This window comes from Frankia sp. Allo2, assembly GCF_000733325.1.
In the GTDB taxonomy this organism is placed as follows: Bacteria; Actinomycetota; Actinomycetes; order Frankiales; family Frankiaceae; genus Frankia; species Frankia casuarinae.
Window position 1 is genome coordinate 29,403 of record NZ_JPHT01000003.1, and the last position, 15,417, is coordinate 44,819.

Annotated in this window: 13 protein-coding genes; 9 read left to right on the plus strand and 4 right to left on the minus strand. The window is 70.8% G+C overall.

The genetic code is table 11. From position 1 onward, the window contains the following. Nucleotides 1–325 precede the first annotated feature (325 nt). The 3 genes from ALLO2_RS03730 to ALLO2_RS03740 all read left to right on the plus strand — a co-directional run bounded on the left by ALLO2_RS03730 (nt 326) and on the right by ALLO2_RS03740 (nt 5,877). Nucleotides 326–1,360, plus strand: a complete 1,035-nt coding sequence (locus ALLO2_RS03730) for a thiamine-phosphate kinase (RefSeq protein WP_035729771.1) — start codon at nt 326–328, stop codon at nt 1,358–1,360. A gap of 457 nt (nt 1,361–1,817) precedes the next feature. Then, nucleotides 1,818–5,552 (plus strand): multifunctional oxoglutarate decarboxylase/oxoglutarate dehydrogenase thiamine pyrophosphate-binding subunit/dihydrolipoyllysine-residue succinyltransferase subunit, encoded by a 3,735-nt coding sequence (locus tag ALLO2_RS03735; RefSeq protein WP_035729774.1) that lies wholly within the window; start codon nt 1,818–1,820, stop codon nt 5,550–5,552. Nucleotides 5,553–5,697: 145 nt separating this feature from the next. Then, the gene (locus ALLO2_RS03740; RefSeq protein ID WP_011438124.1) at nt 5,698–5,877 is read left to right on the plus strand and encodes a DUF6104 family protein; all 180 of its coding nucleotides are present in this window, start codon (nt 5,698–5,700) and stop codon (nt 5,875–5,877) included. 45 nt (nt 5,878–5,922) lie between these two features. Here ALLO2_RS03740 and ALLO2_RS03745 read toward each other — a convergent pair whose 3' ends face one another. Beyond that, nucleotides 5,923–6,903 (minus strand): zinc-binding dehydrogenase, encoded by a 981-nt coding sequence (locus ALLO2_RS03745; RefSeq protein WP_011438125.1) that lies wholly within the window; start codon nt 6,901–6,903, stop codon nt 5,923–5,925. Here ALLO2_RS03745 and ALLO2_RS26900 point away from each other — a divergent pair. Continuing rightward, the gene (locus ALLO2_RS26900; protein WP_232234865.1) at nt 6,884–7,339 is read left to right on the plus strand and encodes a hypothetical protein; all 456 of its coding nucleotides are present in this window, start codon (nt 6,884–6,886) and stop codon (nt 7,337–7,339) included. The two genes, ALLO2_RS03745 and ALLO2_RS26900, sit on opposite strands and share 20 nt — an antisense overlap. 204 nt (nt 7,340–7,543) lie before the next feature. On the opposite strand, the gene ALLO2_RS03755 is transcribed toward ALLO2_RS26900, so the two are convergent. Then, nucleotides 7,544–8,770: an NADP-dependent malic enzyme gene (locus tag ALLO2_RS03755; protein ID WP_035729778.1), complete on the minus strand. Its 1,227-nt coding sequence runs from the start codon at nt 8,768–8,770 to the stop codon at nt 7,544–7,546. Nucleotides 8,771–9,720: 950 nt separating this feature from the next. Between ALLO2_RS03755 and ALLO2_RS03760 the strand changes: the two genes are divergently transcribed. From ALLO2_RS03760 to ALLO2_RS03775, 4 genes are all read left to right on the plus strand, one after another. After that, nucleotides 9,721–10,344 carry a dTDP-4-dehydrorhamnose 3,5-epimerase family protein gene (locus ALLO2_RS03760; protein ID WP_011438127.1) on the plus strand — a complete coding sequence of 208 codons (624 nt, stop codon included), beginning with the start codon at nt 9,721–9,723 and terminating at the stop codon, nt 10,342–10,344. Next, the gene (locus ALLO2_RS03765; protein WP_011438128.1) at nt 10,341–10,916 is read left to right on the plus strand and encodes a GNAT family N-acetyltransferase; all 576 of its coding nucleotides are present in this window, start codon (nt 10,341–10,343) and stop codon (nt 10,914–10,916) included. The genes ALLO2_RS03760 and ALLO2_RS03765 overlap by 4 nt, the downstream gene beginning before the upstream one ends. A gap of 280 nt (nt 10,917–11,196) precedes the next feature. Then, nucleotides 11,197–11,733 carry an anti-sigma factor gene (locus tag ALLO2_RS03770; RefSeq protein ID WP_011438129.1) on the plus strand — a complete coding sequence of 179 codons (537 nt, stop codon included), beginning with the start codon at nt 11,197–11,199 and terminating at the stop codon, nt 11,731–11,733. Then, nucleotides 11,730–12,746 carry a SigB/SigF/SigG family RNA polymerase sigma factor gene (locus tag ALLO2_RS03775; protein ID WP_084588346.1) on the plus strand — a complete coding sequence of 339 codons (1,017 nt, stop codon included), beginning with the start codon at nt 11,730–11,732 and terminating at the stop codon, nt 12,744–12,746. Before ALLO2_RS03770 ends, ALLO2_RS03775 begins: the two co-directional genes overlap by 4 nt. Before the next feature lie 9 nt (nt 12,747–12,755). Here ALLO2_RS03775 and ALLO2_RS03780 read toward each other — a convergent pair whose 3' ends face one another. Further along, on the minus strand, nt 12,756–13,217 hold the full coding sequence (locus ALLO2_RS03780; RefSeq protein ID WP_023841776.1) for a hypothetical protein: 462 nt from the start codon (nt 13,215–13,217) through the stop codon (nt 12,756–12,758). A 188-nt stretch (nt 13,218–13,405) separates the two neighbouring features. Between ALLO2_RS03780 and ALLO2_RS03785 the strand changes: the two genes are divergently transcribed. Further along, nucleotides 13,406–14,383: a diacylglycerol kinase family protein gene (locus tag ALLO2_RS03785; protein WP_035729780.1), complete on the plus strand. Its 978-nt coding sequence runs from the start codon at nt 13,406–13,408 to the stop codon at nt 14,381–14,383. Between the two features lie 27 nt (nt 14,384–14,410). Here ALLO2_RS03785 and ALLO2_RS03790 read toward each other — a convergent pair whose 3' ends face one another. Then, entirely contained in the window at nt 14,411–15,184 is a 774-nt protein-coding gene (locus ALLO2_RS03790) for a glycerophosphodiester phosphodiesterase (protein WP_011438133.1), read from the minus strand. Between the last annotated feature and the right edge of the window lie 233 nt (nt 15,185–15,417).

Sequence of the window (15,417 nt, forward strand, 5' to 3'; positions counted from 1 at the left end):
TGACCGACCCCACGGATCACGGCAGGCCGCGGACAACATACACGCGGACAGGTCTGGCTTCGCACGCGCGTCAGATTTCCAGCAGCATATGTCGGGAAGGTGACGCAGACGTTGCGATCACGGTCATTCCGCTGTTTCCGGGTAGGCGGTGCGGCCAGGGCCGCATCCGGCACGCCCCGGACTCGCCACCATCCACCCGTCGGTGCCGCCTCCGGCCGGAAGCCGCGGGACCGGTTGGTCCGGTCGGTCCGGCGGGCGGCGGGGTCGGGAAACTCCGCCTGAGGATGGAATATCTAGATCATCTAGATATTGGAGGATATGGCGAATGGGAAGTCACGGGAGACCCCCGGCGGGGGCGACGCTGCGCGATCTGGGCGAGTTCGGCTTGATCGAGGCCGTGACGGCGCGTTTCTCCCATGGACGGGACGTGCTGGTCGGCCCCGGGGACGACGCGGCGGTGCTGGCCGCCCCGGACGGTCGGGTGGTCGTCACCACCGACCTGCTGCTCGAAGGACGCCACTTCCGCCGGGACTGGTCGTCCGCGGTGGATGTCGGGCACAAGGCCGCCGCGCAGAACCTCGCCGACGTGGCGTCGATGGGGGCGAGGCCCACCGGCCTGTTCCTCGGCTTCGCCGCACCCGGCGACCTCGCGGTCGACTGGGCCCTGGCGATGGCCGACGGAATGGCCGAGGAATGCGCGCAGGCCGGTGCCTCCGTGTCCGGCGGGGACGTCAGCTCCGCGGATTCGATCATGCTCGGGGTGACCGCGCTCGGTGACCTGCAGGGCCGGCCGCCGGTCCTGCGCTCGGGCGCCCGGCCCGGCGATGCCGTGGTGCTCGCTGGTCGTCTCGGGTGGGCCCAGGCGGGGCTGGCCCTACTCACGGCGGGTTNGGCAGCCGGCGACTCCCGATGGGTCGACGACCCGAGATGGAAGGAACTGATCGCGGCGCACCGCCGGCCCCGGCCGCCCTACGCGCTCGGGCCGGTGCTCGCCGCCGCGGGCGCGCACGCCATGTGCGACGTCTCGGACGGTCTCGTGGCGGATCTCGGTCACATCGCCGTGGCCTCGGGGGTGTCCATCGATCTCGCGTCGGAAGCCTTCCTGATCGACGAGGCGATGCGGTCGGCCGGGGCCGCCCTTGATGTGGACCCGTTGCGCTGGGTACTCGGCGGCGGCGAGGATCACCCGCTGGTCGCCTGCCTTCCCCCAGGAGTGACCCCGCCGGCCGGGTGCATCGTGATCGGTTCGGTCCTGAGCGGCGCGGGATCGGCCGGCGCGGGGGTGACAGTGGACGGGAAGCGCCCCGTAGGCAGCGATGGGTGGGATCACTACGGGCAGTCCGCGACGGACGCATCCTGACTCCGGACACACCAAGGGACAACGACACCAAGGGACAACGACACCAAGAGACAACGACACCAAGGGAGAAAAGACACCGAGGAGCAGAAACATCAGGAGGCAGACGCCGGCCCGCCAGGTCGCCTCACGGGCGTAGGTCGCTCGAAGCGACATTTATTGGGTCCGGGGGCCATGATGCGGGCCGGCGTCACCGAAGCATAACCGACGGCCCGCCCGGGAGTATCCCCACCGCGCGGTGAACGATGGAACGATCTCGCTCTCGCCCTGATTGGCTGTAGCTACCGGACGTTCCCGGCGCCGGTCCGCCCATCCCGGAGAACACGCCGAGCAATCTACTCGTAACCGANCATGGACGGGCCAGGCCGGGATGCCCAGAGCGGGTAGGATAGGCAGACGGTGGCGGAAGGGCCTTATCGGAGGCCGAGAAGCGAGACCGTGGATAGAGGCGAATGGCCCCGTGACAGCACCGACGGTACCTGCGTCAGGACCTGACTTCGGACCCAACGAATGGCTGGTCTTCGAGATCTACCAACAGTTTCTCGAAGATCCGCAGAGCGTGTCGCCGGAGTGGCGCGAGTTCCTCTCCGATTACCACCCCGGCGCGCCGCCCGCCGCCGCGGGCGGCGCCGGGCAGGCCGCCACGGCGGCACCTAACGGGGAGGTTTCGCCGGATGGTGAGGTCTTCCACACTACGCCTGTTCCGGTGAAGCCGAGCACGGCCGCGCCGTCTACTCCGGCCGCGCCGGTCCCGGCGTCGGCACAGCCCGCCGGGCCCCCGAAGCAGGCGGCACCCGCCGACAGGCAGGCTCCGGAGGCGGCCACGCCGCTGCGCGGCGCCGCCGCCCGCGTGGTCAGCAACATGGAGACCTCGCTGCACATCCCGACGGCGACCTCGGTGCGGGCGGTGCCGGCCAAGCTGCTCGCGGACAACCGCATCGTGATCAACCGGCACCTGGCCCGCTCCAGCGGCGGCAAGGTGTCCTTCACGCACATCATCGGCTACGCGATGGTCAAGGCGCTGGCCGCGCATCCCGTCATGAACGCCTCCTACACGGAGGTGGGCGGCAAGCCGGCCGTCGTCCAGCCGGAGCACATCAACCTGGGCCTCGCCATCGACCTGGTGACCCCGAAGGGCCGCCAGCTCGTTGTCGCCGCCGTCAAGAAGGCCGAGACGCTGGACTTCACCCAGTTCTGGCAGGCCTACGAGGACCTCGTGCGCCGGGCCCGGACGAACAAGCTGACCACCGACGACTTCACCGGCGTCACCATCAGCCTGACCAACCCCGGCGGCATCGGCACCGTGCACTCGGTGCCCCGCCTGATGGAGGGCCAGGGCACGATCATCGGCGTCGGGGCGATGGAGTACCCGGCCGAGTTCTCCGGCGCGTCGGCGAACACCCTGGCGAAGCTCGCGATCTCCAAGATCATCACTCTGACCAGCACCTACGACCACCGCATCATCCAGGGCGCCCAGTCGGGTGAGTACCTGCGCCGGATGCATCAGCTGCTCCTCGGCGAGGAGGGCTTCTACGACGAGATCTTCCAGTCGCTGCGGGTGCCCTACGAGCCCGTGCGCTGGGTCGCCGACATGCCGGTCGTGCACGAGGGCGACCTCGACCACAACGCCCGGGTGCTGGAACTGATCCACGCCTACCGGGTGCGCGGCCACCTCATGGCGGACACGAACCCGCTCGAGTTCGCCATCCGCAGCCATCCCGACCTCGACATCATCAGCCACGGGCTGACCCTGTGGGACCTCGACCGCGAGTTCGCCGTCGGCGGCTTCGCCGGGCACCGGACGATGTCCCTGCGCGACGTCCTGGGGGTCCTGCGCGACTCGTACTGCCGTCGGGTCGGCATCGAGTACATGCACATCCAGGAACCGGATGAGCGTGCCTGGATCCAGGCCCGGGTCGAGCGGGCCGCGGAGCGGCCGGACCCGGCCGAGCAGCTGCACGTGCTGGAGCGGCTCGGGGCCGCGGAGGCGTTCGAATCTTTCCTGCAGACCAAGTACGTCGGCCAGCGCCGGTTCTCCCTCGAGGGCGCCGAGTCGACGATCCCCGCCCTCGACGAGGTTCTCTCGCGTGCCGCCGGCGCGGGGATGGACGAGGTCGTCATCGGCATGGCCCATCGCGGCCGGCTGAACGTGCTCGCCAACATCGTCGGCAAGTCCTACCGGCAGATCTTCGCCGAGTTCGAGGGCTACCTCGACCCGCAGACGGCGCACGGCTCCGGCGACGTGAAGTACCACCTCGGCGCCGAGGGCGTCTACACCGGCCAGGACGGCCGCACGGTACCGGTTTCGGTGGTCGCGAACCCGTCGCACCTCGAGGCGGTCGACCCGGTCACCGAGGGCGTCGTCCGCGCCAAGCAGGACATTCTGGACAAGGGCTCGGCGGGTTTCACCGTTCTGCCGGTACTCGTCCACGGCGATGCCGCGTTCGCCGGGCAGGGGGNCGTCGCCGAGACCCTCAACCTGTCCCAGCTGCGGGGATACCGCACCGGTGGCACCGTGCACCTGGTCATCAACAACCAGGTCGGATTCACCACCTCGCCGGACTCCGGCCGGTCGTCGGTGTACGCCACCGACGTCGCCCGGATGGTCCAGGCACCGATCTTCCACGTGAACGGGGACGACCCGGAGGCGTGTGTCCGGGTTGCGGCGCTGGCGTTCGAGTACCGCCAGGCGTTCCACAAGGACGTCGTCATCGATCTGGTCTGCTACCGGCGGCGCGGGCACAACGAGATGGACGAGCCCTCGTTCACCCAGCCGTTGATGTACGACACCATCGCCAGCAAGCGTTCGGTGCGCAAGCTCTACACCGAGGCGCTGATCGGCCGCGGGGACATCACCCGCGAGGAGGCCGAGCAAGCGATGAAGAGCTACCGCGCGGAGCTCGAGAAGGCCTTCGCGCAGACCCGGGACACCACCCCGGCGAGCTCGTCGCCGCAGCCACGCATCATCNCCNCCCCGGAGGAGGCCGCCGCGGCGGCCGCGGTCAGCACCGCCGTGTCCGACGAGGCCGTGAAGAAGGTCATCGAGACCCAGGTCAACCTGCCGGAGGGCTTCACCGTCCATCCACGGCTGCGTCCCCAGGTCGAGCGGCGGGCCCAGATGGTGGAGACCGGCTTNATCGACTGGGNGCTGGNGGAGACCCTGGCCTTCGGAACGCTCCTGCTCGACGGCCGCTCGGTGCGGCTGACCGGTCAGGACAGCCGGCGGGGCACCTTCGGCCAGCGGCACGCCGTGCTGGTCGACCGGCACAGCGCCGCGGACCACACCCCGCTGCGGACCCTGCGCCACGGCCTCGACGGCACCATCGTGAACGACGGTGTCGGCACCTTCTACGTCTACGACTCGCTGTTGAGCGAGTTCGCGGCGATGGGCTTCGAGTACGGCTACGCGGTCGCCCGGCCGGACATGCTGGTGCTCTGGGAGGCGCAGTTCGGCGACTTCGCCAACGGCGCCCAGTCGATCATTGACGAGTTCATCACCGCCGGTGAGGCCAAGTGGGGCCAGCGGTCGGCGGTCACCCTGCTGCTGCCGCACGGCTACGAGGGTCAGGGTCCCGACCACTCCTCCGCCCGCATCGAGCGCTTCTTGTCGCTGTGCGCGGACAACAACATGACGGTCTCCGCACCCTCGTCCCCCGCCAGCTACTTCCACCTGCTGCGCCGGCAGGCCCTCTCGCCGGTCCGGCGTCCGCTGGTGGTCTTCACCCCCAAGTCGATGCTGCGGCTGAAGGCCGCAACGTCCACCGTGGCCGAGCTGACCGGCGGCGGCTGGCAGCCGGTGATCGACGACGGGTCCGTCACGGACCCGTCGGCCGTGCGCCGGATACTGCTCACGGCGGGCAAGGTCTACTACGATCTCGCCGCCGCCCGGGGGAAGCACGACGACGCCGAGCGATTCGCCCTGTTGCGCGTCGAACAGCTCTACCCGACGCCCGGGCCGGAGCTCGCGCAGGTCCTGGAGCGTTACCCGAACGTGACGGACATCGTCTGGCTCCAGGAGGAGCCGGCGAACCAGGGCGCCTACCCGCACATGGCCCTCAACCTGACCGAGTTCCTGCCCGGCGACATCCGGCTGCGTCGCATCTCCCGGCGCGCCGCCGCGGCCCCGGCCTCGGGGTCGTCGAAGGTGCACGAGCGCGAGCAGCAGGCCCTGGTCGAGGCGGCGTTCGAGAACTGAGCACGCGGCCGGCGGAGCGTCGCCCGATCCGAGGACCGTCCCGCCGCACCGGTGGTGTTCCCGGGCCGCCGTGCCCGGCAGCGCCACCGGCGTGCGGCGGCCGGTCCGGCTCGCCAGACATCCGCTCGCCAGACAGGGGGCAGCGATGTACTTCACCGACCGGGGGATCGAGGAACTCGCCGCGCGGCGCGGCCCGGAGAGCCTGACCTACGAGGGTCTTGCCGACTCGCTGCGCGTCTTCGTGGACCTGTATCCCGACTTCGAGGACGCGATCGACCGGCTCGCCACCTGGCTGGCCCGCCCCGAGGAGGACCCGGATCTCTAGCCCGCCCAGCCCCGAGCCAGGAGTCCCCGCACCACGACGAAGGGGCTAGGCGGGGGGGCGGAGTATCAACTTGCCGAAGAACTCACCGCCGAGCAGCTGCTCGAAGGCGGCCCGGGCATCGGCCAACGGGCGCACCTCGTGGATCAGCGGCCGCACCCCGGTCCGTTCCACGAATGCAACGAGATCGACTAGCTCGTCCCGGCTCCCCATGGTGGAACCGATCACCGACAGCTGGAGAAAGAAGATCCGGGTGAGGTCCGCCGGCGGGTTCGGACCACTGGTGGCGCCCGAGACCACGATGCGCCCGCCGGGGCGCACTGCCTTCACCGAGTGACCCCAGGTGGCGGCGCCGACGGTCTCGATGACCGCGTCGACCCGGCGCGGCAGCCGGGCACCGGGTTCGAGAACCTCGTCGGCGCCGAGGGCGGCCGCCCGCTTCCGCTTGGTCTCGTCCCGCGAGGTCACGAAAACGGTGTGCCCGGCGGCCTTGGCGATCAGCAGCGCCGCGGTGGCCACCCCCCCACCGGCTCCCTGGATGAGCACGGTGCCGCCGCCCCCGGCGGGCAGCCCCGCCCGGGAGACGACCATCCGGTAGGCGGTGAGCCAGGCGGTCGGCAGGCAGGCGGCCTCCTCCCACGACAACCCTGCGGGCTTCGGGATCAGGTTGCGCCGCGGCACGGCGACCCGCTCGGCAAGGGTTCCCGGGTACAGCTCGGACAGCAGGGTCCGCTTCGGGTCCAGCGTCTCGTCCCCCCCGCCCGCTGCCGGATCACCGATCACGCTGTGGACGATGACCTCCTGCCCGTCGGGGGTCACCCCGGCGGCGTCACAGCCGAGGATCATCGGGAGCCGATCCGCCGGCAGGCCCACTCCACGCAGGCTGAACAGGTCGTGATGGTTGAGCGAGGCGGCCCGCACCGTGACGGTGACCCACCCGTCGAGCGGCGCGGGTTCGGGCTGCTCCCCGATGGCCAGGCCGTCGAGCGGGGAATCGGGGTGGAGGGACATGGCGGCGGCGGCTAGCACCCTTCGAACCTACGGCTACTGGCGTGCAGACGCGAGCGAGGCCGACCGGCGCGGATCCACTCAGGACAACCGACAGGCGACGCCACGGACGAAGGGGACCATCCGGGCCGGCAACCGCGCCTGCCAGGCCGGTGTGCTGAACTCGACACCGTGGGAACAACAAGGGTGGACACCCAATGGTAAACAGGCCGTGGTGACCCACGAGGACATGCCCGACTCGCCACGCAGAAACGGGTCGAGCCGGCGGCTGGGCTGGCGCCGCCGACACCCCGCGCCCGTCCCGGAGGCACCCGCGACGGTCATCGTGGACGGCATACCGGTCATCACGGTGGCTCCCGCCGACTTCGTGTGCTGCTCTTACAAGGGATGTGGGACCCTGCGCCCGCTCGCGGAGGCGGTGGAGAACCGGCCCTGCCCGGGATGCGGCCGGGTCTGAGACCCACGCGGGCTGAGACCACGCGGGCTCGCGAACGGCCCGGGAACGCGGCTCAGGACCCGTAGCGGGACTCGGGGGACTCGACCGTCAAGGGGGGGGACCCCGCGTGGCACGGGCCCCGTGGAGGCGTCCAGGGACCCCGGAGAAGGTGCACCGGGATCCCTGGACGCCTTGGCTGGCACGACGGCGATCAGCCGGCCCTCGTCAGCGGCGGGCCACCCCNTCCGCCCGCGCGGCCGCGGCCGTCGCCGCGGCGACGGCCGGGGCGACCCGGTCGTCGAACACGCTCGGGATGATGAGATCCTCGGCCAGCTCGTCCGCGATCACCGCGGCGAGCGCCCTCGCGGCGGCGAGCTTCATGCCCTCCGTCACGCGGCTGGCCCGGACATCGAGCGCTCCCCGGAAGATTCCGGGGAAGGCGAGGACGTTGTTGATCTGGTTCGGGTAGTCGCTGCGACCGGTCGCCACGATCCGCGCGTACTTGTGGGCGACCGCCGGGTCGATCTCGGGATCGGGGTTGGCCATCGCGAAAATGATCGCCTCCGGCGCCATGGTGGCGACCGCCTCCTCCGGGACCTGCCCGGCGGACAGCCCGAGGAAGACATCGGCGCCGGCGAGCGCGTCGGTGATGGACCCGGCCAGGCCGGCACGGTTGGTCTCGGCGGCGAGCGCGGCCTTGCTCGGGGTGAGGTTGTCCCGACCGGCGTAGAGGATGCCGCGGCTGTCGCCAACCGCGATGTCCCCGATGCCGGCGGCCAGCAGGATGCGGGCCACGGCGGCGCCGGCAGCGCCCGCGCCGGACACCACGGCACGCAGATCACCGAGGGTGCGTCCGGTGAGCTTCGCCGCATTCTCCAGCGCGGCCAGCGCGACGATGGCCGTTCCGTGCTGGTCGTCGTGGAAGACCGGGATGTCGACGCGGTCCTGCAGGAGGCGCTCGATGGCGAAGCAGCGCGGTGCCGAGATGTCCTCGAGGTTGATCCCGCCGAAGCTCGGAGCGAGGCGCGCGACGGTGTCGACGATCTCCTCGACGTCCGTGCAGGCAAGGGCCAGTGGCACCGCGTCCACACCACCGAAGCGCTTGAACAACGCGGCCTTGCCCTCCATCACCGGCAGGGAGGCCGCGGGGCCGNTGTCACCGAGGCCGAGCACGGCCGTCCCATCCGTGACCACGGCAACGGTGTTAGACCGCCAGGTGTAGTCGTCGGCAAGGGCCGGAGTCCCGGCGATGGCGGTACACACCCGCGCGACTCCGGGCGTATAGGCCAGGGACAGGTCTTCCCGACTGTTCAATGGAGCGGTAGCGTTGATGTTGATCTTTCCTCCGCGGTGCAGGGCGAACGCGGGATCGTCGTCGGACGGCCGCGGGCTGAGCCCGGCGAAGTCCGACGTGGTGGAACCGAGAGTCGGCTGGTCAGTGGTTGCGGTCACGGAGGTTGCTCCTCGAACGAGCCGCCGGCGGACCCCGCGACGATCGCGGTCTCACCTGGGCTGCGGCTACAACGTACTCATACTCCCGTGCGGTGCGTGTTTCGCGGAAGAACAAGCCTGAGCGGTACCGCCTCATCGTGTAAGGCGGGCGATCGACCGGGTGTCGCCCGGGGTTGCTTCCAATATGGCACGCGCGGCCGCCCCTGCTCCCGACGGCGCTTCGCCGACGGCGAACCGACAACGAACGTATCGGCAACGGAAACGAAACATACCGCCACGGANAGGATGCCGACGCCCGAGGGAAGCATCACGTGATCAGAAGCGGGGGTCTCCCCCGGCTACCGGCAACCCACCGACACGCCCGCCCGGGCCCAAAAGGTAATCCGTGCACAGCGATGCTTTCCGTCGTACTCGGGCGATGCCCATTCCGGCAATGACGGTAGCACTCCTGATGATTTCCGTCGGTGACCGGAACGACGGCTCCGGTGCCCCGGCGACGGCGATCTCCGGCATCCTCCGTCGACGGCTCCGTCCCTGGTCAGCTGCCCAAGGAGGTGCACGACAAGGGCACTCCGACGGTGTGACGACCAACAGTTCTGACGGTATGGCGACCGACAGTTCGTACGCGCTGAACGAATTCGTCGACACCGACGGAAGAACCATCGTCAGCATGGATATCGACCTGGCCTGGTCGCTCGCCGGCCTCCTGGCGGGCGAAGGTGCAACGCGCCCGGATCGCCTTCAATTCGGTTCCGCCATGGCCCGCGTCCGGTTGTTACGACATCGCTATGTCCTCGTTAACCGACACCAAGGAGCGGGAGAAACGGGTGGAATTTGTCACCTGCTTCGCCGCGGCCCCTCCGTCACGACCGGAGTCCGGGGCCGGCTCGGGTCCGACGCGTGGTCCGGCGTCCTGGGAGGCGCGGGACCGAACCGGTACCTTCGCACACGTGGAGATCAGCGAACTATCGGTTCCGGACGCCTGGGTGTTCACCCCGCGCCAGCACTCCGACAGCCGCGGGACCTTCCTGGAGTGGTTCCGCTCGGACGCTCTCGCCGAGGCGGTGGGGCATCCGCTCACCCTGTCGCAGGCCAACCACAGCGTGAGCCGGGCCGGCACGCTGCGCGGGGTGCACTACGCGCAGGTCCCCCCCAGCCAGGCGAAGTACGTGACGTGCGTGCACGGCCGGGTGCTGGACTGCGTCGTCGACATCAGGGTCGGCTCACCGACCTACGGGACGTTCGCGGCGGTCGTCCTCGACGACGTCGACCGGCGGGGCCTGTACGTCGCGGAGGGTCTCGGGCATGCCTTCATGGCGCTCACCGACGACGCCGCGATCTCCTACCTGTGCTCGACTCCGTATACCCCCGGGCGCGAGTACGGGGTCCACCCACTCGATCCCGATCTCGCGCTGCCCTGGCCCGACGATCTCGCGCCGTTGCTGTCCGACAAGGACACCGCGGCGCCGTCGCTCAAGGAGGCGGAGGCGGCTGGCCTGCTGCCCGACTATCGCGCCTGCCGGGCCCTGTACGCCGAGCTCCGCTCGGCGAGCGCCGCCGGGGACATCCGGTGATCCGGGTGGCCGGCCCCGGAGACGTCGAGGTCGTCCACCGCCTGGTCACCGAACTCGCCGCGTACGAGAAGGAGCCGGCCGCCGTCGCCATGACGCCCGCCGATCTCGACACGGCCCTGTTCGGACCGGTGCCAGCCGCGCACTGTCTGGTGGCCACCACAGACCACCTTGCCGGCGACCCCACCCCACCACAGGTCGCCGCCCCACCACAGGTCGTCGGCTTCGCGCTCTGGCACCCGACCTTCTCCACCTGGACCGGCCAGACCGGGATGTACCTCGTCGATCTGTTCGTCCGGCCGAACCACCGCCGCCGTGGCTACGGGCAGGCCCTGCTCACCACCCTCGCGACGATCTGCGCCGACCGCGGCTACCGGCGCATGGAATGGGCCGTACTGGACTGGAACGCCCCGGCGCAGGCGTTCTACCGCTCCCTCGGCGCGGGGCCGATCGAGGGCTGGACGACCTGGCGCATGGACGCCGACGCCATCACCACCCTGGCCGGCGTCGGGACCGGCAGCGCCGCGGCCGACGACCGCCTAAGCCGACGACCGCCTAAGCCGACGACCGCCTAAGCCGACGACGGCCAGACAGGCCGGATGCAACAGCTTACGATCACCCGACCTGCGGTACCCAGCGGCGGCTGGGTACGGTGGAGTCGGTGGCCGCCGCCCGGCCGCCGACGGAGCGGAAACCGTCCGCCCATGCGGGACGTCATGGTCGGGAGCGGAATACTCGACCCGTCGACGGGTGGGAGAGGAACCGCCGACAATATCATTATCTAATCGACCTTGGTCGGCAGGACACCCGCGAGGCGCCGTCCTCGCGCGACGCAGGCTCTTTGGGGGTAGGAACGTGGATCCGACGCCTTCGACCGGCGGCGCGGAGAGCTCCGACACCATCGACAGCCAAACCGCCCACTCGGGCGGCCTACGCGACGTGGTTGCGCTCACCCTGCCCGCCGCGAGCGCCTACCTCACCGTCCTGCGCACGGCGACGGCCTCGCTGGCGGCCCGCCTCGACTTCACTCTCGACGACATCGAGGATCTCCGGATCGCCGTGGACGAGGCGTGCGCCCTGCTGCTCGTCTCGGCCGTGCCGGGTTCCTCGCTGGACTGCACGTTCACCCTCTCGCCGGGGGTGATGCACGTCCTGGTGACGGTCGAGAGCCTGGACGGCGAGCAGCCCTCCGAGGACACCTTCGCCTGGACCGTGCTCAAGGCGCTGGCGGGCGACGTGCAGACCTCGACGGGCCCAGGGTCGCGGGTGAGCATCGCCCTGCAGAAACGCAGGGGCGTGCGCGCCGACCTCGGCGGGCCTCCGGCCGGCCACGTCCGAGGGTCGGGCGCGTCCAGAGAGACTCCACTGGGCGACACGGTAGGTACGTCGTGACGTCGACCGGGAGGACGCCGACCCCACCGCGCACGGTACCTGATCGCGACGTAGCCGATCATGACGTAGCCGATCGCGACCCGGTGTCCACGGTGGACCCGGTAGCGGCGTTGAGCCAACGGGGATCCGGGCTCGACGACCAGCCGGGGATCGACAGCGATCTCGGCCCCGAGGTGACGACCCAGGCGCCACCGAACCCGGCGGTGGACGGTCCGGCGATCGACGGGGAGAGCGATCGGCCCGAGCGCGCGCACTCGCCCGACCGGGCCCTGGCCCGCACGCTGTTCGTCCGCCTCGCCGAGCTACCCGAGGACGATCCCGAACGCTCCGCCGTCCGCGATCAGCTCGTCCGGATGCNCCTNCCGCTGGTGGAGTNCCTCGCCCGCCGCTTCCGTAACCGGGGCGAGCCGCTCGACGACCTCGTCCAGGTGGCCACCATCGGATTGATCAAATCGGTGGACCGGTTCGATCCGGAACGTGGGGTGGAGTTCTCGACCTACGCCACCCCGACCATTGTCGGTGAGATCAAGCGGCACTTCCGGGACAAGGGCTGGGCCATCCGGGTCCCCCGCCGCCTTCAGGAGCTCAAACTCTCCCTGACGAAGGCGACCTCCGAGCTCTCCCAGACGCTGGGCCGCTCCCCCACGGTGAGCGAGATCGCCCGGCATCTGCAGATGAGCGAAGATGACGTCCTCGAGGGGCTGGAGTCGGCGAACGCCTACTCGGCGGTCTCCCTCGACGCGCCGGACTCCGGCGACGACGAGGCGCCCGCCGTCGCGGACACCCTCGGCGTCCAGGACGAGTCCCTGGAGGGCGTCGAGTACCGCGAGTCCCTCAAGCCGCTGTTGGAGAAGCTCCCTGCGCGGGAGAAGCGCATCCTGCTGCTGCGGTTCTTCGGCAACATGACCCAGTCCCAGATCGCGACCGAGCTCGGCATCTCCCAGATGCACGTTTCCCGGCTCCTGGCCCGGACCCTGGCCCAGCTGCGGCGCGGCCTGCTCGAGGACGGCTGAGCGGATTCGTCACCCGGTCCCGCCGCCGCGCCGAGGCGGGACCACCGGCCCGAGCCCACCGGCCAGCAGCAACGCGACGACGATGACAAGGGGCACGACGAGCAGCGGGATGCCGTAGCCGTAGCGGCCGGACTGCACCAGCCCCCACGCCACCGGCAGGCACAGGATCTGCACGACCAAGGTGGGCGAGCGGAAGGATGCGCCGTTGCGCAGCACGCCCCCCGCGAGGACCGCCACACCGAGCCCGCCGACGATGGCGAGCACCCCACCGCTCTCGGCACGACCCACGTCGTCGATGTCCGGCCCGAAGCCGCGCAGCACCTGCAGGATTCCGAGGGCCAGCAGGGTCAGCGCCTCGATGGCGAGCAGGACGGACGCCACCCGAGTGGGCACGGACGCCGCGCGAGCAGCCTGCCGCAGCGTGCCGAAGCGGCCGGCCGCCGGCTGATCGGGATGACTCGTGGATCCCATATCCCTGACACTACGTTCCCGGGGCCGTCGGCGTTCCCGGGGCCGTCGACCGGTGCCCCCGGGGACCCTCCGGACGGTGTCCACCGCGCCATCACCCGTCGCACTTCGCGAGGTGCCCGCCGGATTCCACCGGTGTGAGAGTTTTCCCAGCCGGCGACCCGGATGACCGGGCGGACTACGGTGGAGGCATGCGAGGGCTGTTGGTCGTCAACCCCGTCGCCACTGCTACGACCGAACGTGTTCGTGACGTCCTCGCCAGCGCGCTCGCCGCGGACCTCGCTCTGGAGACTGTGGTCACCAAGGGGCGGGGGCACGGGGTGGAGCTGGGGGCCAGAGCGGCCGAACTCGGCGTCGACGTGGTGCTTGCGCTCGGTGGGGACGGTACCGTCAACGAGATCATCAACGGACTGCTCCAGAACGGTCCGGTACCGGGCGGCCCAGCGTTCGCCGTGGTCCCGGGTGGCAGCACCAACGTCTTCGCTCGCGCGCTAGGCTACTCCGCGTCACCGGTGGAGGCGACCGGCGAGCTGCTGAGCGCGCTCCGCGAGGGCCGCACCCGGCGGATCAGCCTCGGCCGGGCTCAGTACGGCGACGAACGGCGCTGGTTCACGTTCTGTTTCGGTATCGGCCTGGATGCCCGGGTCGTCGCGCGGGTCGAGGAGAAGCGTGGCAAGGGCAGGCGCAACACCGCCGGCCTGTTCCTGCGGACCGCGGCGGGTCAGATCCTCCACGGCACCGACCGCCGCGGTTCGCCCATCACCCTGACGACCGCCGACGCCGGCTCGGCCCCCGCCCCCGGGACCACCGACCCGGCGGGNGGGNGGGCCGAGGAGCACATCGCCTTCTGCATCGTCTGCAACACCCGCCCGTGGACCTACCTCAACTCCCGTCCCGTCCTCGCCTGCCCGGACGCGTCCTTCGACACCGGTCTGGACCTCCTCGCGCTGCGGCGGGTACGGTTGCCCAGCGTGCTGCGGGCCGCCTCGCGGNTACTCACCNACGGCGAGGGTCCGCGCGGTCGCAACGTGGTGCGCCGCCACAACACGTCGCGTATCCGCTTCTCCACGGATACGCCCCTGCCGGTGCAGATGGACGGCGAGTATCTCGGGATGTTCTCCGAGGTGCTGCTGACCCACCAGCCGCACGCGCTGCGCGTCGTCGCCTGACGGCTGCCCGCCCAGGAGAGTGTCCGCTCAGGCGTCGAGCGCCGTGGTGGGGGTCCCGTCCGGCCGGGACAGCGCCTGGTGGATCTCCATGGGGTCGTCGCAGATCGCCCCGGTGACGCCCGCGTCGCGGATCCGCCGGGCGTCCTCGAGACTGGTCACCGTCCAGGTGATCAACCGGATGCCGGCTTCGCGCGCCCGTCCCGCCGCGTCGGAGGTGCCGAGCACCGCGCTGGTGTGCACATGCAGTTCGGTGTGGCCCGCCGACCGTGCGTAGGCGAGGCCGCCGCTCACCGACATCCGGGGCATGGTGAGGAACGCCGTCGTGACCGCGAGGTCGGCGTCACGCACCGCCTCGATGGCAAACCAGTCGAACGACGACACCGTGATGCCGCCGGCACCGGCGTCAAGGTCGGCGGCGTCCGGCCGGCGGCCGGTCCATCCCCGGGCACGCAGCGTCTCGGCGAGCCGGCGCGCGGTCTGCTCCCGGGGGGCGTCGAAGTCCGGCTGCCCGGGCTGGTTCTTGATCTCACAGATGAGCCGACCGCGGCCATCCCACACGTCGAGGATCTCATCGAGCAGAGGGATGCCCCGGGCCCGCAGCGCCACCGTGGTCTGCCGGACCACGGCCCGGCCGGCGGGACGGGACAGCCGCGCGTCGTGCACGCAGACCAGGTCGCCGTCCGCGCTGCGCCGCACGTCGACCTCGACACCGTCGGCGCCCACCCGCAACGCGGCATCCACCGCCTCGACCGTGTTCTCCGGGCCGGGAACCCTGCTGCCACGATGACCGAGAACCTCCATGCCCCAACCCTGCCATCTCCGGCGACGCGAGCGGGTCAGATCGGGCCGGGATGACGGCGCGCACCGGCGCCGGAGCAGCCCTCAGGCACCACAGAACGGATCCATGACCGACTGGCATGACACCGGCGGCTTGATCGCCGAGGATCCGGGCCGCCCACCGGCCGCACCGGTGACGATCGATGCAACGGAGCGTAACATCCCCTGGCAATCGGGACTCCCGTGGCACTTCGGCC